The 21,815-nt window shown below is 69.6% G+C and carries 20 protein-coding genes; 8 read left to right on the top strand and 12 right to left on the bottom strand.

Annotated elements, in window-relative coordinates:
* Window positions 1-88 precede the first annotated feature (88 nt).
* Window positions 89-505, top strand: a complete 417-nt coding sequence (locus OG385_RS24960) for a hypothetical protein (protein WP_266857825.1) — start codon at window positions 89-91, stop codon at window positions 503-505.
* A gap of 58 nt (window positions 506-563) precedes the next feature.
* Here OG385_RS24960 and OG385_RS24955 read toward each other — a convergent pair whose 3' ends face one another.
* The 4 genes from OG385_RS24955 to coxB form a co-directional block, all read right to left on the bottom strand.
* On the bottom strand, window positions 564-1,820 hold the full coding sequence (locus tag OG385_RS24955) for an Ig-like domain-containing protein (protein WP_266857823.1): 1,257 nt from the start codon (window positions 1,818-1,820) through the stop codon (window positions 564-566).
* Between the two features lie 118 nt (window positions 1,821-1,938).
* On the bottom strand, window positions 1,939-2,337 hold the full coding sequence (locus OG385_RS24950) for a cytochrome c oxidase subunit 4 (RefSeq protein WP_266857821.1): 399 nt from the start codon (window positions 2,335-2,337) through the stop codon (window positions 1,939-1,941).
* On the bottom strand, window positions 2,334-4,070 hold the full coding sequence (gene ctaD / locus OG385_RS24945; protein WP_164264237.1) for a cytochrome c oxidase subunit I: 1,737 nt from the start codon (window positions 4,068-4,070) through the stop codon (window positions 2,334-2,336). Before ctaD ends, OG385_RS24950 begins: the two co-directional genes overlap by 4 nt.
* A complete protein-coding gene (gene coxB, locus OG385_RS24940) occupies window positions 4,067-5,032 on the bottom strand; it encodes a cytochrome c oxidase subunit II (RefSeq protein WP_266857820.1) in 966 nt (321 codons plus the stop codon). The genes ctaD and coxB overlap by 4 nt, the downstream gene beginning before the upstream one ends.
* A gap of 259 nt (window positions 5,033-5,291) precedes the next feature.
* On the opposite strand from coxB, the gene OG385_RS24935 reads away from it, so the two are divergent.
* A complete protein-coding gene (locus tag OG385_RS24935; protein ID WP_266857818.1) occupies window positions 5,292-6,740 on the top strand; it encodes a cysteine desulfurase/sulfurtransferase TusA family protein in 1,449 nt (482 codons plus the stop codon).
* A gap of 58 nt (window positions 6,741-6,798) precedes the next feature.
* Here the strand turns inward: OG385_RS24935 and OG385_RS24930 are convergent, their stop codons facing one another.
* Entirely contained in the window at window positions 6,799-7,773 is a 975-nt protein-coding gene (locus tag OG385_RS24930; RefSeq protein WP_266857816.1) for a carbohydrate kinase family protein, read from the bottom strand.
* A 135-nt stretch (window positions 7,774-7,908) separates the two neighbouring features.
* Between OG385_RS24930 and OG385_RS24925 the strand changes: the two genes are divergently transcribed.
* Together OG385_RS24925 and OG385_RS24920 are read left to right on the top strand one after the other, a co-directional pair.
* Window positions 7,909-8,121: a hypothetical protein gene (locus OG385_RS24925; RefSeq protein ID WP_266857814.1), complete on the top strand. Its 213-nt coding sequence runs from the start codon at window positions 7,909-7,911 to the stop codon at window positions 8,119-8,121.
* A gap of 162 nt (window positions 8,122-8,283) precedes the next feature.
* Window positions 8,284-9,789 carry a hypothetical protein gene (locus tag OG385_RS24920; protein WP_266857812.1) on the top strand — a complete coding sequence of 502 codons (1,506 nt, stop codon included), beginning with the start codon at window positions 8,284-8,286 and terminating at the stop codon, window positions 9,787-9,789.
* Window positions 9,790-9,935: 146 nt separating this feature from the next.
* Here OG385_RS24920 and OG385_RS24915 read toward each other — a convergent pair whose 3' ends face one another.
* A complete protein-coding gene (locus OG385_RS24915) occupies window positions 9,936-10,292 on the bottom strand; it encodes an iron-sulfur cluster assembly accessory protein (protein ID WP_164264231.1) in 357 nt (118 codons plus the stop codon).
* Between the two features lie 321 nt (window positions 10,293-10,613).
* On the opposite strand from OG385_RS24915, the gene nadA reads away from it, so the two are divergent.
* Window positions 10,614-11,795: a quinolinate synthase NadA gene (gene nadA / locus OG385_RS24910; protein ID WP_266857807.1), complete on the top strand. Its 1,182-nt coding sequence runs from the start codon at window positions 10,614-10,616 to the stop codon at window positions 11,793-11,795.
* A 114-nt stretch (window positions 11,796-11,909) separates the two neighbouring features.
* Here the strand turns inward: nadA and OG385_RS24905 are convergent, their stop codons facing one another.
* The 5 genes from OG385_RS24905 to OG385_RS24885 form a co-directional block, all read right to left on the bottom strand.
* Window positions 11,910-15,083 carry an efflux RND transporter permease subunit gene (locus OG385_RS24905; protein ID WP_266857805.1) on the bottom strand — a complete coding sequence of 1,058 codons (3,174 nt, stop codon included), beginning with the start codon at window positions 15,081-15,083 and terminating at the stop codon, window positions 11,910-11,912.
* Between the two features lie 178 nt (window positions 15,084-15,261).
* Complete coding sequence (locus tag OG385_RS24900; protein ID WP_266857803.1) at window positions 15,262-15,942, bottom strand: response regulator transcription factor; 681 nt, start codon at window positions 15,940-15,942, stop codon at window positions 15,262-15,264.
* Window positions 15,939-17,231: a sensor histidine kinase gene (locus OG385_RS24895; protein ID WP_266857801.1), complete on the bottom strand. Its 1,293-nt coding sequence runs from the start codon at window positions 17,229-17,231 to the stop codon at window positions 15,939-15,941. Before OG385_RS24895 ends, OG385_RS24900 begins: the two co-directional genes overlap by 4 nt.
* 249 nt (window positions 17,232-17,480) lie before the next feature.
* The gene (locus tag OG385_RS24890) at window positions 17,481-17,759 is read right to left on the bottom strand and encodes a hypothetical protein (protein ID WP_266857799.1); all 279 of its coding nucleotides are present in this window, start codon (window positions 17,757-17,759) and stop codon (window positions 17,481-17,483) included.
* Between the two features lie 9 nt (window positions 17,760-17,768).
* Entirely contained in the window at window positions 17,769-18,620 is an 852-nt protein-coding gene (locus tag OG385_RS24885) for a PspA/IM30 family protein (RefSeq protein WP_266857798.1), read from the bottom strand.
* Between the two features lie 205 nt (window positions 18,621-18,825).
* Between OG385_RS24885 and OG385_RS24880 the strand changes: the two genes are divergently transcribed.
* From OG385_RS24880 to OG385_RS24870, 3 genes are all read left to right on the top strand, one after another.
* The gene (locus OG385_RS24880; protein ID WP_266857796.1) at window positions 18,826-19,422 is read left to right on the top strand and encodes a DUF3043 domain-containing protein; all 597 of its coding nucleotides are present in this window, start codon (window positions 18,826-18,828) and stop codon (window positions 19,420-19,422) included.
* A 41-nt stretch (window positions 19,423-19,463) separates the two neighbouring features.
* Window positions 19,464-20,216, top strand: a complete 753-nt coding sequence (locus tag OG385_RS24875) for a methyltransferase domain-containing protein (protein ID WP_266861144.1) — start codon at window positions 19,464-19,466, stop codon at window positions 20,214-20,216.
* Window positions 20,217-20,315: 99 nt separating this feature from the next.
* The gene (locus OG385_RS24870; protein ID WP_266857795.1) at window positions 20,316-21,431 is read left to right on the top strand and encodes a S1C family serine protease; all 1,116 of its coding nucleotides are present in this window, start codon (window positions 20,316-20,318) and stop codon (window positions 21,429-21,431) included.
* Between the two features lie 88 nt (window positions 21,432-21,519).
* Here OG385_RS24870 and OG385_RS24865 read toward each other — a convergent pair whose 3' ends face one another.
* Window positions 21,520-21,762 (bottom strand): hypothetical protein, encoded by a 243-nt coding sequence (locus OG385_RS24865; protein WP_266857793.1) that lies wholly within the window; start codon window positions 21,760-21,762, stop codon window positions 21,520-21,522.
* Window positions 21,763-21,815: the final 53 nt, after the last annotated feature.

Genomic DNA, 21,815 nt, shown 5'->3' with positions numbered 1-21,815 from the left:
AGCATCCGCGCCAGGGTCCGACCCCAACGGGCCCCGCGGGCCCGGCAGATCCCGCTGATCCCGAAGACACAGCCGTCACGGAGGAACAATGCAGCCGAGCGCCACGGTCCTGGTCTACAGCGACGACGCGAATACCCGGGAACAGGTACGGCTCGCGGCGGGTCGCAGGCCGGCCTCGGACGTGCCGCCGGTGCAGTACCTGGAGTGCGCGACGCTCGACGCGGTCCTCAGCGCCCTGGACAGGGGCGGGATCGACGCCTGCGTGCTGGACGGCGAGTCGGTCCCCGCGGGCGGTATGGGCGTCTGCCGGCAGATCAAGGACGAGGTCTTCCGTTGCCCGCCCGTGCTGCTGCTGATCGGCCGTCCGCAGGACGCCTGGCTGGCCACCTGGAGCCGTGCGGACGCCGCGGTGACCCTTCCGGTGGAACCGGTGGAGTTCGCGGCCTCACTGGCCGCTCTGGTGCGTGACAGGCTCGCGACGGGCACCGTGTCCGCGGGGTCCTGACGGGTCCTGAACAGGGGGCCCGGACCCTCCCCCGCGGAAGCACGGCGCGGGTCGCGGTTCAGAGCGCGGCGGGCCGCAGCCGGGCCGTCTCCGCGGGTGTCTCCGTGTTCGGCTTTCCGTTCGTCAGGGCGCTGCCCTTGGCCCATTTGGCCCAGGACAGGTTCCAGTCCCCGTAGCCGTTGTCGAAGGGCGTCATCGTGTCGCCGTCGCTGCCGACGACGGAGACTATGTCGCCCTGGCGCACGTGGTTGAAGAACCACTCGGCGTTGCCGGTACTCATACCGGTGCAGCCGTGGCTGGTGTTGGCGGACCCCTGCGAGCCCTCGGACCAGGGCGCGGCGTGCACGTACTCACCGCTGAGTGTGACCTGTGTCGCGTAGTAGACCGGCAGGTCGTACGAGTCGGAGCTGCCGGCGGCTATCCCGATGCTGGAACTGGTCATCCGTACGTAGTACGTCTTGCCCAGCACGACCTTGACGCCGTTGCGGGTGGCGAAGCCCGGCTTGCCCGTGGTCACCGGGATGGTGTTGATCACGTGGCCGTCGCGCTTGACCGTCATCTCGTGGGACGAGGCGTCGGTTATCGCCTCCAGGCGGTCCCCTGTCTTCAGCTTGAGCGGCTTGGCCGTGCCGCCGTAGAGCTTCTTGCTGACCTTTATCCCGTTGAGGTTGCTGTGCACGTTGACCGTGGCGTGCGCGGGCCAGTACTCCTTCGGCCGGTAGTGCAGCGTCTTGCTGTCCACCCAGTACCAGGCGCCTTCGACGGCGGGCACCGAGTCGACCTTCAGGGCGCGCTCGACCTGTGCCCTGGCCGCCTTGTCCTTGACCGGGGCGCTGAGTTGGGCGGTGACGGGCTGGCCCACTCCGTACTCCCCCGCCTTGGGGCCGAAGGTGACGTTCAGCCGGTTGGAGGCGGGCTTGGTGTCGAACGCCATCGTCCGGTTGCCCGGCGCGCCCTGGTCGTCCTCAGTGGCGACCCGGACCGTGTAGTGGACACCTGCGGCCAGCGGAGCGGTGCTGTGCCACCTGGTGCCGTCGGCGGAGAGTTCGCCTGCCAGCTGGCGTCCTGTGCTGTCGGTGGCCGTCACGTCGGTGATGCGGCCGTCGTCATCCTTGGAGGTGATTTCGAGTGGCTTGTCGGGGTCGGCCTTGCCGTCGCCCTTGGGGCCGTTGAAGGAGATCGAATCGGCCGCGTTGAACGGCGAGGCCGAGAGCGGATTGCTGCCGGAACTGCCGCACGCGGTCGCCGCTGCCCCAAGGGACACGACCAGCAGCGTGCAGCTCAGGACCGTACGGATTCGAGGTGCATGGCTCATATGCACACGTTAAGAAGATCCCCTGGTAACGGCACGCCGGATGACTGCAAATGAGGAGGCCCGGACGCCTGATTGGCGTCCGGGCCTCCTCATACGGTCCAGCGGTGGGGCTCAGCCCCTACTGGTTCTGGTTCTCTCCGCGGTAGAACTCGAAGACCCAGCCCCAGAGGCCGACCACCACGAGCGGTGCCGAGAAGTACAGCAGCCACCAGCCCATGGCGATGGCCAGGAAGGCGAGCGCGCCGCCGACAGCCAGGGAGATCGGCTGCCAGCTGTGCGGGGCGAAGAAGCCCACCTCACCGGCGTCGTCCGCGACGTCGGCCTCCTTGTTGTCCATCGCGCCGGCGTCGATCCGCCTGGCCGTGAAGGCCAGGTAGAAGCCGATCATGATGCTCAGCCCGAAGGCCATGAAGAGGGCCGTCGTTCCGGCTGCTTCCTTCGACCACACGCCGTAGACGACCGCCACGGCGAGGATGAAGACGGCCAGCCAGATGAACATCTTGCCTTGGACCTTCACTTGCCTGCCTCCTTGCCGCCGGACAGGACCTTGTCACCGGCGCCGTGGTTCTCAAGCTGGTCGAGAGCCGCGATCTCCGGGTGGTGCAGGTCGAACGCCGGGGATTCGGAGCGGATCCTCGGGAGGGTCGTGAAGTTGTGCCGGGGCGGCGGGCAGGACGTCGCCCATTCGAGCGAACGGCCGTAGCCCCACGGGTCGTCGACCTCGACCTTCTTGCCGTACTTGGCGGTCTTCCAGACGTTGTAGAAGAACGGCAGGATCGACAGGCCCAGCAGGAAGGAGCTGATGGTCGAGATGGTGTTCAGCGTGGTGAAGCCGTCAGCGGCGAGGTAGTCCGCGTAACGACGCGGCATGCCCTCGACACCCAGCCAGTGCTGCACCAGGAACGTGCCGTGGAAGCCCACGAACAGCGTCCAGAAGGTGATCTTGCCGAGCCGCTCGTCCAGCATCTTGCCCGTGAACTTCGGCCACCAGAAGTGGAATCCGGAGAACATCGCGAAGACCACGGTGCCGAAGATGACGTAGTGGAAGTGCGCGACCACGAAGTACGAGTCGGAGACGTGGAAGTCCATCGGGGGCGAGGCCAGGATGACGCCGGTCAGACCACCGAAGGTGAAGGTGATCAGGAAGCCGACGGCCCAGAGCATCGGTGTCTCGAAGGACAACGACCCCTTCCACATCGTGCCGATCCAGTTGAAGAACTTCACACCGGTCGGCACTGCGATCAGGAAGGTCATGAAGGAGAAGAACGGCAGGAGCACGCCGCCGGTGACGTACATGTGGTGGGCCCACACCGTCACGGAAAGACCGGCGATCGAAATCGTCGCAGCGACCAGGCCGATGTATCCGAACATCGGCTTTCTGGAGAACACTGGAATCACTTCGGAAATAATTCCGAAGAATGGCAACGCGATGATGTACACCTCTGGATGGCCGAAGAACCAGAAGAGGTGTTGCCATAGGAGCGCGCCGCCATTTGACGCATCGAATACATGAGCGCCGAACTTGCGGTCCGCCTCCAGCGCGAAGAGTGCCGCGGCGAGGACGGGGAAGGCCAGCAGGACCAGCACACCGGTCAGCAGGACGTTCCACACGAAGATCGGCATACGGAACATCGTCATGCCAGGGGCACGCATGCAGATGATCGTGGTGATGAAGTTGACCGAACCGAGGATCGTACCGAAGCCCGAGAAGGCCAGACCCATGATCCACATGTCGGCGCCGACACCGGGCGACCGGACGGCGTCCGACAGCGGGGAGTAGGCGAACCAGCCGAAGTCGGCCGCGCCCTGCGGGGTGATGAAGCCACCGACCGCGATGAGCGAGCCGAAGAGGTACAGCCAGTACGCGAACATGTTCAGCCGCGGGAACGCCACATCGGGCGCCCCGATCTGCAACGGCATGATCCAGTTCGCGAATCCGGCGAAGAGCGGCGTCGCGAACATCAGCAGCATGATCGTGCCGTGCATCGTGAACGCCTGGTTGAACTGCTCGTTCGACACGATCTGCGTACCCGGACGGGCCAGCTCGGCGCGCATGACGAGCGCCAGCACACCGCCGATGCAGAAGAAGGCGAACGATGTGACCAGATACATCGTGCCGATCGTCTTGTGATCAGTGGTGGTCATCCACTTGATGACGATGTTTCCCGGCTCTTTGCGCCGTACCGGCAGCTCGCTCTCGTAGGAGTCGTCTGCTGCGGCGGCACCCTGAGGTTCGTTGAGGATGCTCACAGGTTGTTCGTCTCCGCGTTCTTGGCGTGGCCAGTCTGCGCGATCCCGGCGGGGATGTAGCCGTTCTGGTGCTTGGCCGCCAGGTCCTTGAGGTGCTGCTTGTAGCGCTCCGGGGAGACGACCTTCACATTGAAGAGCATCCGGGAGTGGTCTACGCCGCACAGCTCAGCGCACTTGCCCAGGAAGGTGCCCTCCTGGTTGGGGGTCACCTCGAAGGAGTTGGTGTGGCCCGGGACAACGTCCATCTTCATGAGGAACGGCACCACCCAGAAGTCATGGATGACGTCGCGCGAAGTGAGAACGAAGCGGACCTTCTCGCCCTTGGGCAGCCAGAGGGTCGGCCCCGGGTTGCCGGTCTGCGGGTTCCGGGAGGCCGGCGTACCGACGTCGTAGACGCCTTCGGCTCCCTTGGGGAAATCCTTGGTGAAGCGGTCCGGGATATCGGACAGCTCTGTGGTCTTCGCCGCGTTGCCCGTGGAGGGGTTGCCGTCCACGTCCTCCACGTAGTTGAAGCCCCAGCTCCACTGGAAGCCGACCACGTTGATCGTGTGGGCGGGCTTCGGCGAAAGACTGAGGATCTTCGACTCATCGCGCGCGGTGAAGTAGAAGAGCACCGAGACGATGATCAGAGGAACCACGGTGTACAACGCCTCGATCGGCATGTTGTACCGGGTCTGCGGAGGTACCTCCACCTTGGTCCGGCTACGCCGGTGGAAGATGACACTCCAGATGATCAGCCCCCACACCAGCACGCCCGTGGCGAGCGCTGCCGCCCACGAGCCCTGCCAGAGGGAGAGGATCCGAGGTGCCTCTTCCGTTACCGGGGTGGGCATACCAAGGCGGGGGAAATCCTTGTACGAGCAACCGGTAGCGGTCACAAGGATCAGGCCCGCAGTCAGCACCTGCGGCAGCTTCCGCCGCATCGGGCGCCGCGACGAGCGGTCGGAGCCGTTGGGACTCACGTAGCGCCTTCCCGAGAGTCTCGCCCGTGCGGCCGGCTGCGGCCGCATCGAGGTCGGTCGCCGGTCCTGCTCGGGCAGGGGTTTGGATGTTTATGCGGACCAAACCCTACTGGAGGCCATTTGGGGCCGCGCGGGGAGGGTGCCCAACGCGCCGTCCGACACCCCGAAGGGGTGGAATCCCGGCTTCCGGCGGGGATCTGACGATCCCTCCCCCGACGAGGCAGGCGGTCCGTCCGCAGCCGCAGACTAGCGTGGCGCCGTGTCCTACTTCGATGCCGCGTCCTCCGCGCCCCTGCACCCCGTCGCACGTCAGGCCTTGCAAGCCTCCCTGGACGACGGCTGGGCCGATCCCGCCCGGCTGTACCGGGAGGGGCGGAAGGCGCGGCTGCTGCTCGACGCGGCCCGCGAGGCGGCGGCCGAGGCGGTCGGATGCCGCCCGGACGAGCTCGTATTCAGCTCGTCCGGCACTCGGGCGGTCCACTCCGGAATTACTGGAGCACTTTCTGGCCGTCGGCGTGTCGGCGGCCACCTGGTGGTGTCGTCGGTCGAACACTCCTCCGTGCTCCATTCGGCGGCGGCCCATGAGGCGGGCGGCGGTTCGGTGACCGAAGTGCCGGTCGGGCGGACCGGGGCGGTGGACCCGGGGACGTACGCGGCCGCGCTGACCGCCCGGACCGCGCTGGCCTGTCTGCAGTCCGCCAACCACGAGACCGGCACCGAACAGCCGGTCGCCGAGGTCGCCGACGCGTGCCGGGCCGCCGGGGTGCCGCTGCTGGTGGACGCGGCCCAGTCGCTGGGGTGGGGGCCGGTCGACGGGGACTGGTCGCTGCTCACCGCCAGCGCGCACAAGTGGGGCGGGCCGGCCGGGGTGGGGCTGCTCGCCGTACGCAAGGGTGTGAGGTTCGTCCCTCAAGGCCCGGCGGACGAGCGGGAGTCGGGGCGCGCCGCCGGTTACGAGAACGTCCCGGCGATCGTGGCCGCCGCGGCCTCGCTGCGGGCCGTGCGGGCCGGGGCGGCGGCCGAATCCGTACGGCTGCGCGCTCTTGTGGACCGGATCAGGGCCTCGGTGGGCGAACTGGTGACGGATGTCGAGGTGGTCGGGGATCCGGTGCGACGGCTGCCGCATCTCGTGACGTTCTCATGTCTCTATGTCGACGGAGAGACTCTGCTGCACGAGCTCGATATGGCCGGTTTCTCCGTGTCATCCGGTTCGTCCTGCACCAGCAGCATGCTGACGCCCAGTCATGTGTTGCGGGCGATGGGGGTGCTCTCGGAGGGGAACGTCCGCGTCTCGCTGCCGCTGGGCGTGGCCGAGGCGGAGGTCGACCGGTTCCTGGAGGTACTGCCGGGCGTGGTCCGTTCCGTACGGGAGCGGCTGGGTGCCGGAAACGGTCCGGTGGCGGGTGCGGCTCAGGGGCCGGCGCGGGGAGCGGCGGCGGAGCCGGAGGGGGCGACTGTGCCGGACCCCGAGGGCGGCCCCGCGGCGGAGCTTGTCGTGGACGCGCTCGGGAAGCGCTGCCCGATCCCGGTGATCGAGCTGGCCAAGGTGATCGGGGACGTGCCGGTGGGCGGGGTGGTGACGGTGCTCTCGGACGACGAGGCCGCGCGGCTCGATGTGCCGGCGTGGTGCGAGATGCGGGGGCAGGAGTACGAGGGGGCGCACCCGGTCGACGGGGGGACCGCCTTCCGGGTGCGCCGCGTGTCGTGAGCCGGTCCGCCGGGGCCGTACGGAAGCGCCCCAGGGGTCCGGTCCTGCCGCCGGTGGGCTACGGGAGGTGGATCTGGACCTCTGCCGCCGCGTCGTGGCCGTACGCCTTGGTGAAGCGGTCCATGAAGTTGGTGCGGCCCAGGGTGTACTCCTGCGTACCCAGCGTCTCGATCACCAGCGTGGCGAGCATGCAGCCGATCTGCGCCGCGCGCTCCAGGCCGACGCCCCACGAGAGCCCGGACAGGAAGCCCGCGCGGAACGCGTCGCCCACGCCCGTCGGGTCGACCTTCGCCTCCTCCTCGGCGCAGCCGACCACGATCGGGTCTTCGCCCTTGCGGTCGATGCGGACGCCCCGGGCGCCGAGCGTGGTGACCCGGTGGCCGACCCGGTCAAGGATCTCTTCCTCGGTCCAGCCGGTCTTGGACTCGATGAGCCCCTTCTCGTACTCGTTGGAGAAGAGGTACGTCGCGCCGACGAGCAGCGTACGGATGTCCTCACCGGTCATCCGCGCGATCTGCTGGGAGAAGTCGGCAGCGAACGGGATCGAACGGGTGCGGCACTCCTCCGTGTGGCGGAGCATCGCCTCGGGGTCGTCGGCGCCGATCAGCACCAGGTCGAGACCGCCGACGCGCTCGGCGACCGACTGGAGCTCGATCAGGCGGGCCTCGCTCATCGCGCCCGTGTAGAACGAGCCGATCTGGTTGTGGTCGGCGTCCGTGGTGCACACGAAGCGGGCGGTGTGCAGGACCTCGGAGATCCGGACCGACTCGGTGTCCACACCGTTCCGGTCGAGCCAGGCGCGGTACTCCTCGAAGTCCGAGCCGGCCGCGCCGACCAGGATCGGGGCCGTGCCGAGCTGGCCCATCCCGAAGCAGATGTTGGCGCCGACGCCTCCGCGCCGTACGTCGAGGTTGTCGACCAGAAAGGAGAGGGAGACCGTGTGGAGCTGATCGGCGACCAACTGGTCGGCGAAGCGGCCGGGGAAGGTCATGAGGTGGTCGGTGGCGATGGAGCCGGTGACTGCGATTCGCACGGCGAGGACTCCTGCGGATGCGGAGGAGGGAGGCTGACACCTCACGCTACCGGTTCACGCCTCTCGGCTCGAAGGGAGGAAACTACCCGATAGTAGGTCTTTCTCCGCAGGCCGACCCGTGCCTACGGTGGCGATATGCCGAACTCCATCGCGCCGCACCCCGCAGCTCCGTCCGAGTCCGAAGCCGACCTGACCGATCTGCGCGGCGACTGCGCGCGCATGGCCCCGCACTGGGTGGTGCCCGTGGCGCCCGCGCCCACTCCCGTACCCCCGTCCCTGATCCACGGGGTCACCGTGCCGCCCGCCTCCGCGCGGCTGATCGACGCCATGTCCGAGTACGGCGACTGAATGTCCGGGTACGGCGCCTGAGCGGCGCTGAGCGGGCAGCCGAAGCAGCAGGGCGGACAGCACAGGGAACCGTGCGCTCCCCCGCCCCGTCCCACCCCTGTTCCCCCACACGGGGGAACGGCCACACGGCAGTGGACGGCAGCGGAGTCGAAGGAGCATGCGGTGAGCAGCGAGCGACCCGAGCACGACACGGCGCGTCCCCGTCGGCGGCGGTCCCCCGCCGCCATCACCTCGGTTGCGGCAGCGGTGCTGCTGGCCGGAGGCGGCGGGGCCTACTGGGCGGCGACCGCGGCCGGCCACGACAACGGCGGCACGGAGACCAGCGGCGCCCCCACCGGCACCACGGACCCGCCTCCCCTCGCGCTGGACCAGTCGGCGCGGAGCAGCGGCTCCCCGGGCATCGCGCCGGGGGAACCCGACCCGCGGGGCACCGTCTACCGCCCCGCAGGGACCTTCCCGGACCCGCCGAAGACGGCTCCGGTGTACCGGGCCGACGGCACCGTCAGCGCCGCCGACGTGGCGAAGCTGGCCGACGCGCTCGGCGTGCCCGGCACACCGCGGCTCGTGGGTACGGACTGGAAGGTGGGCGCGGCCAAGGACGGTTCGGGCCCGCTGCTCCAGGTCGCCCGGCAGGCCCCCGGCACCTGGACGTACACCCGGTTCGGCAGCGGCGGCGGCGACAACTGCCCGCAGGGGAAGGAGTGTTCAACCGGCGGGACCGCCTCGGCCGGCGGTGGGAAGGCCGTGAGCGAGCGGGCGGCGAAGGCCGCTGCCGCTCCGCTGCTGAAGGCGCTGGGCGAGAGTGACGCGAAGCTCGACGCCGGCCGGGTGATGGGTTCGGTGCGGGTGGTGAACGCAGAGCCGAAGATCGGCGGGCTGCCCACGTCCGGCTGGACGACCGGGCTCCAGGTCGGAGCGGACGGCCGGCTGACCGGCGGCAGCGGCCCGTTGAAGGCTCCCGTCAAAGGTGCGGAGTATCCACTGATCAGCGCGGCCGACGCGCTGAAACGGCTGAACACGCCCGCGGCCGGGGCCCCGGGCGCCGGGAGCGGGGGCTGCGCCACCATGGAGCCGCTCACCGAGCGCTCGGCCGCCGGTACCGGTAAGAGCGCCGCCAGCAGCAGCGCCGGCACCACCGCCGGCCGGGCGAGCGCCCCGCCGTCCGCTTCCTGCGCACCGTCGTCTCCGCCGAAGGCGCCCGAGTCCCGGCAGGTGACCGTGAGCCACGCGGAGCTGGGGCTCGCGGTGCGGCTGGCCGGAGGGCGGCAGATCCTCGTCCCCTCCTGGCTGTTCGGGACACGACCGGAGGGTACGACCGGACCCGCCACGGTCACCGCGACGGCGGTGGCGGACCGCTATCTGGCGAAGCCGGAGCCGCCCGCGGACGGAAACCGTCCCGGCGGTTCGGACCAGACGCCGACGGCCTACCGCGCCGACGGGCGGACCCTGACCCTGCGCATCATGGGCCGGGTGTGCGGCCGGTACGGCGTACGGACCACCGAGAACAAGGACACGGTGCGGCTGGCGCTGAGCGCGCCCAGCCCGAAGCCGGGGACGGTCTGCCCCGACATCATCGGAGCGGTGACGCAGAAGGTGGTGCTGGAACAGCCACTGGGGAGCCGGCAGGTCGTCAACGCGGCGAACGGTGACCCCGTACCCCGGATGTGAGACGGCCCCGTACCGCGAACAGTCCGTACCGCGAACAGCCCGTACCGCAAACAGGCAGGGACGACAGCCGGCGACGACAGAGGCGGCGGCCCCGGATGTCCGGGACCGCCGCCTCTGCGTGCCTTGCCGAGAAACTCGGCCAGGGCTCAGCTGAACGAGTCGCCGCAGGCGCAGGAGCCGGTGGCGTTCGGGTTGTCGATCGTGAAGCCCTGCTTCTCGATGGTGTCCACGAAGTCGACGGAGGCGCCGCCCAGGTACGGGGCGCTCATCCGGTCGGTGACGACCTTGACTCCCCCGAAGTCCTTGACCACATCGCCGTCGAGCGAGCGCTCGTCGAAGAAGAGCTGGTAGCGGAGGCCCGAGCAGCCGCCGGGCTGGACGGCGACGCGGAGCGCGAGGTCGTCACGGCCTTCCTGGTCGAGCAGGGCCTTGACCTTGGACGCGGCGGCGTCGGACAGGAGGATGCCGTCGCTCACCGTGGTCTTCTCGTCCGATACGGACATCTGCTTCACTCCCGGGATGGGGTCTCCCCGCCGAGGCAGGGGAAGTACGGACTGCTTGCCGACCATTGCAACCGGCAGGGCCACGGATTCATTCCGGGGCCTGGCACTTCTCTTTGCCCCTTCATGCTCGCACACCCTTTCCGTCACGTCACAGATCCGGGCGCCCAGGGATACGTCACACTGACGAGATTGGCATCGTCAATCTGACGTGAAGCGGCTATGATAGATAACGTCATTTAGACGAGAAGGCCCCGGTGCCCGCACCGGCTCCACCGGAGCGGCACAAGCCGCACGTGTTTCTTGAGAAGAAAGGGTGCTGTCGTGACCACCGCCCAGCCCCGTCAGGATCTCGATGTACAGCCCTCGGCACTTGCGCTGCTGCTGCTCGGCCGCGAGGCCGACCCGAAGAGCGAGCGCGGTGTGGAGTGCCCGGGCGACCTGCCCTCCCCGTCCGACCCGGACCTGGTGGAGCGCGCCCGCGCGGCCAAGGTGAAGCTCGGGGACAAGGTCTTCGTGCTCGGCCACCACTACCAGCGCGACGAGGTCATCCAGTTCGCCGACGTGACCGGCGACTCCTTCAAGCTCGCCCGCGACGCGGCCGCCAGGCCGGAGGCCGAGTACATCGTCTTCTGCGGCGTGCACTTCATGGCCGAGTCGGCGGACATCCTGACCACCGGCGACCAGAAGGTCGTGCTCCCCGACCTGGCGGCGGGGTGCTCGATGGCCGACATGGCCACCGCCGAGCAGGTCGCCGAGTGCTGGGACGTGCTGACCGACGCCGGCGTCGCCGACCGCGTGGTGCCCGTCTCGTACATGAACTCGTCCGCCGACATCAAGGCCTTCACCGGCCGGCACGGCGGCACCATCTGTACGTCGTCGAACGCGAAGCGCGCCCTGGAGTGGGCCTTCGACCAGGGCGAGCAGGTCCTCTTCCTCCCCGACCAGCACCTGGGCCGCAACACCGCCGTACGTGACCTGGGGATGTCGCTGGACGACTGCGTCCTCTACAACCCGCACAAGCCGAACGGCGGCCTCACGGCCGAGCAGCTGCGTGGCGCGAAGATGATCCTGTGGCGCGGGCACTGCTCGGTGCACGGGCGGTTCTCGCTGGACTCGGTGAACGACGTCCGCGAGCGGATACCCGGAGTACGGGTGCTGGTCCACCCCGAGTGCAAGCACGAGGTCGTCTCGGCCGCGGACGAGGTGGGCTCGACCGAGTACATCATCAAGGCGCTCGACGCGGCGCCCGCCGGTTCGAAGTGGGCGATCGGGACCGAGCTCAACCTGGTGCGCCGGGTGGCCAACGCGCACCCGGACAAGGAGATCGTCTTCCTCGACAAGACGGTGTGCTTCTGCTCGACGATGAACCGGATCGATCTGCCGCATCTGGTGTGGACGCTGGAGTCGCTGGCCGAGGGCAATCTGGTGAACCGGATCGAGGTCGATCCGGAGACCGAGAAGTACGCGAAGCTGGCGCTGGAGCGGATGCTGGCACTGCCGTAGCGGCGCCTGCGGCCGGACCACCGGATCCCCCGGTAACCGGCCGCAGCACGGAACAACGCGAGCGGGCCCCGCACCGGATGCCGGTGCGGGGCCCGCTCGTGCGTGTGCCGGGTGTCAGACGTTCGCCGGCTCCGGCTCGTCCGACGTCGAGTCGGCGCCCGAGGGAGTCCCGTCACCCGACTGCTTCTGGCGCTTGGCCTCCTTCTTCGCCGCCCGGCGCTCCTTGCGGAGCTCCACCAGCGCGTAGAGCGTCGGCACCAGCAGCAGCGTCAGCAGCGTCGATGTGATCAGACCGCCGATCACCACCACCGCCAGCGGCTGCGAGATGAACCCGCCCTCGCCGGTGACGCCGAGCGCCATCGGGAGCAGCGCGAAGATCGTCGCCAGTGCGGTCATCAGGATCGGCCGCAGACGGTGCCTGCCGCCCTCCACGACCGCCTCGACCACGCCGAGGCCCTGCGAGCGGTACTGGTTGATCAGGTCGATCAGCACGATCGCGTTGGTGACCACGATGCCGATGAGCATCAGCATGCCGATCATCGCCGGGACACCCATCGGGGTGCCGGTGGCGAGCAGCAGACCGATGGCTCCGGTGGCCGCGAACGGGATCGAGACCAGCAGGATCAGCGGCTGGACCAGCGAGCGGAACGTCGCCACCAGCAGCATGAACACGATCGCGACGGCGGCCAGCATGGCCAGCGCCAGGTTCTTGAACGCGTCGCTCTGGTCGGAGGAGACACCGCCGATCTCGACGGTCGCACCGCTGGGCAGCGCCTTCTTGACCTCGTTGATCTTGGACTGGAGCGCGGTGGTGACCGCGCCCGTGTTGTCACCGGTCGGCTTCGCCGTGATCGTCGCGGCGCGGGCGCCGTCGATACGGGTCATCGAGACCGGTCCCGGGACCAGCTTGACCGTGGCGATGTCGCCGAGCTTGACCGCGCCGAGGTTCAGGTTCTGCAGCTGGGCGAGGGTGGCGGCCGGCTGCGCCGACTTCACGACGACGTCCCGCTCGGAGTCGTCCAGGATGATCTGGCCCGACTTGGTGCCCTGGACCGCCTGGCCGACGGCCGCGCCCAGCGTCGTCTCGTTGAAGCCCGCTGCGGCCGCCTTGTCGTTGGTCTTCACCGAGATGCGCGGCACGCTCTGCGAGAGGTCGCTCTGCACGTCCTTGACGTGGTCGAGCTTGGCCACAGCGGCCCGTACCTGCTCGGACGCCTTCTTGAGGGTGTCGCCGTCGCCGGCCTTGACCACGACGCTGAGGTCCTGATCGCCGAAGCCGCCGCCGCTGCCGACACTGGCGTCGCCGATGCCGTGCAGCTTGGCGAGGCCCTTCTCGATGCGGTCCTGGGTCGCGTCGTAGTCCGACGCGTTCTTCAGGGTCACCTGGTACGAGGCCTGGTTGGCGCCCGTACCGCCGCCGAAGGCAGCGGCGAAGCCGGAGGAGCCGACGGTGACCTGGTAGTTCTTGATCGTGTCGATGCCGTCGAGCACCTTCTCGACCTTCTTGGCCGCGGTGTCGGCGGCCTGCAGGCTGGTGCCCGGGTCGAGCTTCTGGGTGAGCGAGAGGGTGTCCTGGTCGCCCTGGTCGAAGAAGTTGGTCTTGAGCAGCGGGGCCATGCCGAAGGTGGCGATGAGCACCACGGCCGCGATGACCAGGCTGGTGATACGGCGCCGGGTCGCGAAGCGCAGCACCGGGACGTAGAAGCGCTGCAGGCGGCCGCGCTCCTCCTTCTCCTCGGCCCTGCGGCGCAGCTCCTGCGGGTCGACACCGGCCGAGCCCTTGGGGGCGCGCAGGAACCAGTACGAGAAGACCGGGACCACCGTCAGCGAGACCAGCAGCGAGGCGAGCAGCGCAGCGGTGATCGTGATGGAGAACGAGCCGAAGAGCTGGCCCACCATGCCGCCGACGAGGCCGATCGGCAGGAAGACCGCCACGGTCGTCAGGGTGGAGGACGTGACCGCGCCCGCGACCTCCCGGACCGCGCCGATGATCGCCGCCTGGCGCTCCTCGCCGTAGCTCAGATGCCGCTTGATGTTCTCCAGGACGACGATCGAGTCGTCGACCACCCGGCCGATCGCGATGGTGAGCGCGCCGAGGGTGAGCATGTTGAGCGAGAGGTCACGGGTCCACAGCACGATCAGCGCCAGGAGCACCGAGATGGGGATGGAGAGCGCGGTGACCAGGGTGGAGCGGAGCGACGCCAGGAAGAGCAGGATGACGATCACGGCGAAGAGGAGGCCGAGCGCGCCCTCGGTGGTGAGGCCGGAGATCGACTTCGAGACGGACGGGCCCTGGTCGAAGATGACCGTCAGGTCGCTGTCGGAGCCGAGGGTCTTGCGCAGCTCGGGGAGCTTGTCCTTGACCGCGTCGGAGATGGCGACGGCGCTGCCGTCCTGGTCCATCGTCAGCGAGAGGGAGAGGCTGGGCTTTCCGTTCGTACGGGTGATGGAGACCGGGGTCGCGGGCTGCTCGGCGACCTTGGCGATGTCACCGAGGCGGACCGGCTTCGGGGCCTTGCCTCCCGCGGAGGCGCCGCCCGGCGCGGGCTGGCCGGTGACGCGCAGGTCCTCGATCTGCTTCAGCGAGGTGTAGCCGCCGCCGACCTGGACCGTGCGGCTCTTGCCGTCCTCGGAGAACGAACCGGCCGGGAGGGTGGCACCGCCCGCCTGGAGTGCCTGGCTGAGGGTCGCCGCGTTCAGTCCGGCGGCCGCCAGCTTCTGGGAGTCGGGGGTGACGGTGACCTGGAGGTCCCGCACGCCGTCGACGCTGACCTGGCCGACACCGTCGATGTTCTGCAGGACCGGGACGACCGAGCGGTTGAGCTGGTCGGAGAGGGCCTGCTGGTCCTTGTTGGAGGTGACCGCGAGGACGACCGTCGGGATGTCGTCCGTCGAACCGGCGACGACCTGCGGGTCGACCGAGTCGGGGATCTTCACCCGGGCCCGGTTCACGGCCTGCTGGACATCGGCGACGAGCTGCTTGGTGCCGTTGCCGTAGTCGAACTGGGCCATGATCACGGCGTTGCCCTCACTCGCCGTGGAGGTCACGCCCTTGATGCCGTCGACAGCCTTGATGGTGTCTTCGAGCGGCTCGACGACCTGCTTCTCGACCACGTCGGGGGACGCGCCCTGGTACGGGGCGAGCACCGACACCATCGGCAGTTCGATGGTGGGCAGCAGCTGCTGCTTGAGCTGCGGTATCGCGATCGCACCGAAGACGACGGCGACGATCGATATCAGCCCGATCAGGGCCCGTTGCGCGAGGCTGAATCTGGACAGCCAGGACATGGGGTCTCTCTTCTGTGGCGTGCGAGGCAGGTGGAGCCGGAGGAATGACTGAACGTACGGCGGGGTATGAGGGGGGCACGTGTGACCCACGTCTACCTTCAGCCATCCGGCAGGCCGGATTCGTCGCTCCCAGGTGCCCTACTTATCCGGCGCATACCGCAGCTGGAGTAGGCGGCCGCTACGCCCTTGGGTGGACCAGGCCCGATTCGTAGGCGATTACCACCAATTGGGCCCGGTCGCGGGCCCCCAGCTTCGCCATCGCCCGGTTCACATGTGTCTTGACGGTGAGCGGGCTGACGGACAGCCGCTCGGCGATCTCGTCGTTGGAGTGGCCGCCGCCGACCTGGACGAGGACTTCACGCTCGCGGACGGTGAGCGCGGCGAGCCGTCCCGCGTACGCCTCGGGGTCCGATCCGTCCGAACTGCCGCCCTGGGCAAGGAAACGCGCGATGAGCCCCTTGGTGGCGACCGGGGAGAGCAGCGCCTCCCCCGCCGCCGCGATACGGATGGCGCTGAGCAGCTCCTCCGGCTCCGCGCCCTTGCCGAGGAACCCGGACGCACCGGCCCGCAGGGACTGGACCACGTACTCGTCCACCTCGAAGGTCGTGAGCATCACCACGTGCACCGCGGTGAGTTCGGGGTCGGTGCTGATCATGCGAGTGGCGGCGAGTCCGTCCGTGCCGGGCATCCGGATGTCCATCAGGACGACATCGGGGGCCTCCGAGCGGGCGAGGGTCACCGCCTGCGCGCCGTCCGCCGCCTCCCCGACGACCTCCATGTCGGGCTCCGAGTCCACCAGCACCCGGAACGCACTGCGCAGCAGCGTCTGGTCGTCGGCGAGCAACACCCTGATCGTCATACGTCCTCCCCCGCTCCGGCCGTGACCGGCAGTATCGCCTGTACGCGGAAGCCGCCGCCGTAGCGGGGCCCCGCCGAGCAGGAACCCCGCAGCGCGGCCGCCCGCTCGCGCATCCCGGTCAGGCCGTGGCCCCCGCCGTCCGCCACCGCGCCGTACCCGGCGCTCTCCGGCCCGGACTCCCCGCCCCGGCCCGCGCCGTCCTGGCTCCCACCGTCCTGGCCCGCGCCGTCGTCGAGGACGGTGACCTCCAGGGCGGGGCCCACCCGCACCACGCTGACCTCGGCCCGCGCGCCGGGCCCCGCGTGCTTGCGCACATTGGTCAGCGCCTCCTGGATGATCCGGTACGCGGCCAGGTCGACGGCGGCGGGCATGGCGGTCTGCTCGTGGCTGCAGGCCACCTCCACCGGGAGTCCGGCGTTGCGGAAGGTGTCGACCAGGTCGTCGAGCACCGCGAGGCCCGGCGCCGGTTCGGTGGGTGCCTCGGGGTCGCCGGACTGGCGCAGCAGGCCGACGGTGGCGCGCAGTTCGTTGAGCGCGGAGCGACTGGCCTCCCGTACGTGCGCCAGCGCCTCCTTGGCCTGGTCGGGGCGCTTGTCCATGACATGGGCCGCCACCCCTGCCTGGACGTTGACCAGGGCGATGTGGTGGGCGACGACGTCGTGGAGGTCGCGGGCGATCCGCAGCCGCTCCTCGGCGACCCGGCGCCTGGCCTCCTCGTCGCGGGTGCGCTCCGCCCGCTCGGCCCGCTCCCGGATGGCGTCGACGAAGGCGCGGCGGCTGCGTACGGCGTCGCCCGCCGCCGACGCCATTCCGGTCCACGCGAAGATCCCGAGGTTCTCCTGCGAGTACCAGGGGGTCCGGCTGAAGCACATCGCCGATGCCGTCAGCACGGCCATCGTGAGCAGCCCGACCCGCCAGGTGGTGGGGCGGTCGGTGCGGGAGGCGACCGTGTAGAGCGCGATGACCGCGCTCATCGCCACCGGCGCGGGCGGCTCGCCCGCGATCAGCTCGACCATGGTGACCGCGCCGGTCACCGCGAGCACGGGCATCGGACTGCGGCGCCGCAGCACCAGAGCGGCAGCGCCGACCAGCATCAGGATGACGCTGCGCAGCTCGGGGCTCCTGGTGCCGAAGGTCGGGCCGTCGGGGCCGCCGGCCGAGGCGAACGAACCGGTGATCATGCAGACGAGCACCGCCAGGGCCAGCACGGCGTCGAGCGCCGTCGGATGGGCGCGCAGCCAGCCGCTGGCCCGGGCGTAGCGGGTGGCGGCTTTCGACGGTGGGGTCACGTCCAGCAACGGTACGGCGTGCCGCAACCTGGTCCGGCCGCTCGGCCGGCGCCCCCGGCACTGCACTGCGTTTCCGCGCGGTGTTCTCCCCGCACCGCACCGCACCTCCACGGGGCAGCACGTCCGCCGACAGCACGGCGCCCCGTCCTGTTCCGTCCCCTCGGCCGGAGGGAGCAGGACGGGACGGGGCGCCGGACAGCACGTCGCCGGAGTCGTCCGGGCGGGCCGCCCAGCGGCGGCCCGGGTGGCTCAGCCCGGGATCAGACCGTCGTCGTTGAGCATGTCCCTGACGTCCGCCAGAGTCGCTTCGGCGGGCGGCAGGATCAGCTCCGACGGTGCCAGGGAGTCGTCGGGGAGCGGCGTTCCCAGGTCCCTGACCTTGTCGAGCAGGGCGTGGAGTGTGCGACGGAAACCTGCTTCGTCGCCGCCCTGCACCTCGACGAGCAGCTCGTCGTCCAGCTTGTTGAGCTCCGTGAGGTGGCTGTCGGCCAGCTCCATCTGGCCTTCACCCATGATCCGTACGATCATGACGCGTCCCTACTGCTTGTCCAGATTCGGATGGGGCCTGTCCTGCGGCTCACTGCCTTCGATGGCCTGCTGGGAAGCGGAGGACCCGCCCGCCAGCTCGGCCTTCATGCGCTGCAGTTCCAGCTCCACATCCGTACCACCGGAGATCCGGTCCAGCTCGGCGGAGATGTCGTCCTTGCCCATGCCGGACTGGTCGTCCAGGGCACCCGAGGCGAGCAGTTCGTCGATCGCACCCGCCCTGGCCTGCAGCTGGGCGGTCTTGTCCTCGGCCCGTGCGATGGCCTGGCCGACATCGCCCATCTCCTCGGAGATACCCGAGAAGGACTCGGCGATCCGGGTCTGCGCCTGGGCCGCCGTGTAGGTGGCCTTGATGGTCTCCTTCTTCGTACGGAAGGCGTCGACCTTGGCCTGCAGACGCTGGGCGGCGAGAGTGAGCTTCTCCTCCTCGCCCTGCAGCGTCTGGTGCTGCGTCTCCAGGTCGGTGACCTGCTGCTGCAACGCGGCACGGCGCGACAGCGCCTCCCGGGCCAGGTCCTCACGGCCCAGCGCGAGGGCCTTGCGTCCCTGGTCCTCCAGCTTGGTGGACTGTCCCTGCAGCTGGTTCAGCTGCAGTTCGAGACGCTTGCGCGAGGTAGCCACATCGGCGACCCCGCGGCGTACCTTCTGAAGCAGTTCGAGCTGCTTCTGGTACGAGTAATCGAGGGTCTCGCGCGGATCCTCGGCCCGGTCCAGGGCCTTGTTGGCCTTCGCGCGGAAGATCATTCCCATACGCTTCATGACACCGCTCATGGGCTTCGCGCGCCCCCTTCTGACGGACTTCAGCTCCAGCACTTGAACCCACACTACGGGCCCTGCATCCATTACCGCACTGTTCGCGAGCGGATGCGCTCCTCCTCCAGGACGAGGTGAGGCGATTCCGCTCCCGCGCAGGGAGTAGGGACACCTCGGGGAAAGCCCCGCAGAACCGGCGGAACCAGCGCAGGGAGCTCCCGGCCGGGCAGACCGTTGCGCGATCGTTCCCCCTCGGTCCTGGCGCCCCGCACGGCACCCCGTACCCTTGGGTTTTGTGTTCCGAAGCCGCGCCAATGAAGAGAAGGTCCGCACCTCCAAGGTGACGCCGGACCTCTCCAAGCAGCCCCGCGACCCGCAGGCTCCCAAAGGTCGCCCCACCCCCAAGCGGAATGAGGCGCAGTCCCAGCGACGCCGCGCGGTCACTCCCACGACCGACCGCAAGGAGGCGTCCAAGCGTCAGCGCGAGGCCCGCCGTGCGGACATGGCCAAGCAGCGTGAGGCTCTCGCCAGCGGCGACGAGCGTTATCTGCCGGCCCGGGACAAGGGCCCGGTCCGCCGCTTCGCGCGGGACTACGTGGACTCGCGCTGGTGCCTCGCCGAGTTCTTCCTGCCGCTCGCCGTGGTCATCCTGGTACTGAGCGTCATCCAGGTGCCCGGCATCCAGAGCATCGCGCTGCTGCTCTGGCTCATCGTGATCGTGCTGATCATCATCGACTCGGCCGGAGTCTGGTTCCGGATGAGGAAGCAGATGAACGAGCGCTTCCCGGACCAGCCCAAGGGCGGCGCCCTGGCCTACGGTCTGATGCGCACGCTCCAGATGCGCCGGATGCGCCTGCCGAAGCCGCAGGTCAAGCGCGGAGAGCGGCCCTGAGCACGGGCGTCTCGGGGTTCGACGGCGCTTCGGCCGCATGGCTGAAGGGCCTGGGAGGGCTCCGCAACACCGTCCGCCAGGAGCTCGTCGCGCGTCAGCTCGACGAGCAGCTCGCGGCGCGTTTCCCGGTGGGGCAGCGGCTGCGGATCCTCGACGTCGGTACGGGGCAGGGCACCCAGGCCCTGCGGCTGGCCCGTGCCGGGCACACGCTGACCGGCCTGGAGTCCGACCCCGCGATGCTCAAGGTGGCCCGTGACGCGCTGGCCACCGAGCCGGAGGGCATCCGCGCGCGGATGCGGCTGCTGGACGGGGACGGCCGGGAGACCGGTGCGCACTTCCTGCCCGGCAGTTTCGACGTGGTGCTCTGTCACGGCGTCCTGATGTACGCCGATGAGCCGGACGCGATGCTGGCCGGTCTCGCCCGGATGCTGGCACCCGGCGGCTTGCTCTCGCTGCTCGTGCGGAACGCCGACGCGCTCGCCATGCGGCCGGGGATGGCCGGTGACTGGCCCGGCGCGCTGGCCGCCTTCGACAGCGACACGTACACCAACCGGCTGGGCCTGAAGGCCCGCGCCGACCGGCTCGAAGCGGTCACCGCCACCCTGGCCGGTATCGCCGCCCCCCTCCATGCCTGGTACGGGGTCCGGGTCTTCACGGACAACGTGGGCAATGACGAGGAGCTGCCGTCCGCCCACGAGCTGGACCAGCTGCTGGCGGCCGAGGACCGTGCCGGGCGCACCGAGCCGTACAAGAACGTGGCGGCGCTGCTGCATCTGTGCGGTGTACGGGGCTGACGCCCGCCCGGGCCCGCTTCCGGCTCCGCCCTCCGGGGATTCCCCTGATCGGCGGCGCACCGCAGGCAGACCCCACCTGGCAAAAGCGACACTACGGACATGGATTCCTCCCGTACCCGTGGCCGTGTCCGTAGCCGTGCGCACCGGTTGCTGCTGCCGCTGACCGCAGGAATCTGTGGCGTCGCCCTGGTCGGCGGCTGCTCAGGTTCCGGTTCGTCGACAGGCCCCGCCGCCGGCCACGGTCCTTCGGCGTCCCCGTCGGTGGCTGCCGACCCCGCCGCCACCGACGGCGGGGACGCCCTGCAGAGCAACTACGAGCAGGTGATCAAGAACGTCCTGCCCTCGGTCGTCCAGATCGAGTCGGGCAACGACCTCGGCTCGGGCATCGTCTACGACAGCAAGGGCGACATCGTCACCAACGCCCATGTGGTCGGCAAGGCCAAGCAGTTCAAGGTCACATCGGCCACCGGCGGCGGCCAGCTGCACGCCCGGCTCGTCTCCAGCTACCCCGCACAGGATCTGGCGGTCATCAAGCTGGACAAGGTGCCGTCCGGGCTGAAGGCCGCCTCCTTCAGCCAGTCGTCCAAGGTCGACATGGGGAAGATCGTGCTCGCGCTGGGCTCGCCCCTCGGGCTCTCCAGCAGCGTCACCCAGGGGATCGTCTCCGCCACCGGACGCACCGTCAGCGAGGGCAGCTCCGGCGGCGGCACCGGGGCCACCATCGGGAACATGGTGCAGACCTCGGCCGCGATCAACCCCGGCAACAGCGGGGGCGCACTGGTCGGCCTGGACGGGAAGGTCATCGGCATCCCCACGCTGGCGGCGACCGATCCGCAGCTGGGCAGCGGCGCCGCACCCGGCATCGGCTTCGCCATCCCGGCCTCGATGGTGACCAACATCGCGGGCCAGATCATCAAGGACGGCAAGGTCACCAACTCGGGCCGGGCCGCCCTGGGGATCACCGGGCGCACCGTCGTGGGCGCCAATTTCCAGCCCGCGGGGGTCGCGGTGGTCTCCCTCACGAAGGGCGGCGCTGCGGGCGCCGCCGGGCTGAAGACCGGGGACATCGTCACCCGGGTGGCCGCCACCCAGGTCAAGTCGCTGACGGCGCTCTCCGAGGTGCTGGCTTCGTACAAGCCGGGGCAGAAGGTCAAGGTCGGTTACGAGCGGAACGGCAGCGCGAAGACGGCGGAGGTCACGCTCGGCACGATGTAGACCGGGTCCGCGAAGTCGCGCGTCCACGCAGCGGTGAGGGGCGGTGCCCGTGCGGGCGCCGCCCCTCACCGCTGCCGGAACGGGGGTCTCAGGCCGCCGGACCGGCCGCGTCCGCGCCGTCCGCCGTCTCCTTCGGGTGCAGGCTCATCGGGCCGTAGATCTTGGTCGCGTCCTCGAAGAGCGTCACCTGGTCGGCGCCGCCGTCGGCGAGCTCCTTCCACACCTCGCCGACCCAGGACTCCGCGTCGCCCTGCGTGGTGAACTCATCGGGCGCCACCGCCGGCTGGGTCTCCGTACCGTCGGACTTCTCGAACCGCCACGTCCATGCCATGTCCGCCTCCTGGATGCCACTGGATGCCACGCTGTCTTCGGCCGGCCGGGATC

This window comes from Streptomyces sp. NBC_01306 (genome assembly GCF_026340465.1).
Taxonomy (GTDB): Bacteria; Actinomycetota; Actinomycetes; order Streptomycetales; family Streptomycetaceae; genus Streptomyces.
The sequence above is the reverse complement of the archived record's forward strand: the minus strand, read 5'-3'. Positions and strand labels throughout refer to the sequence as shown.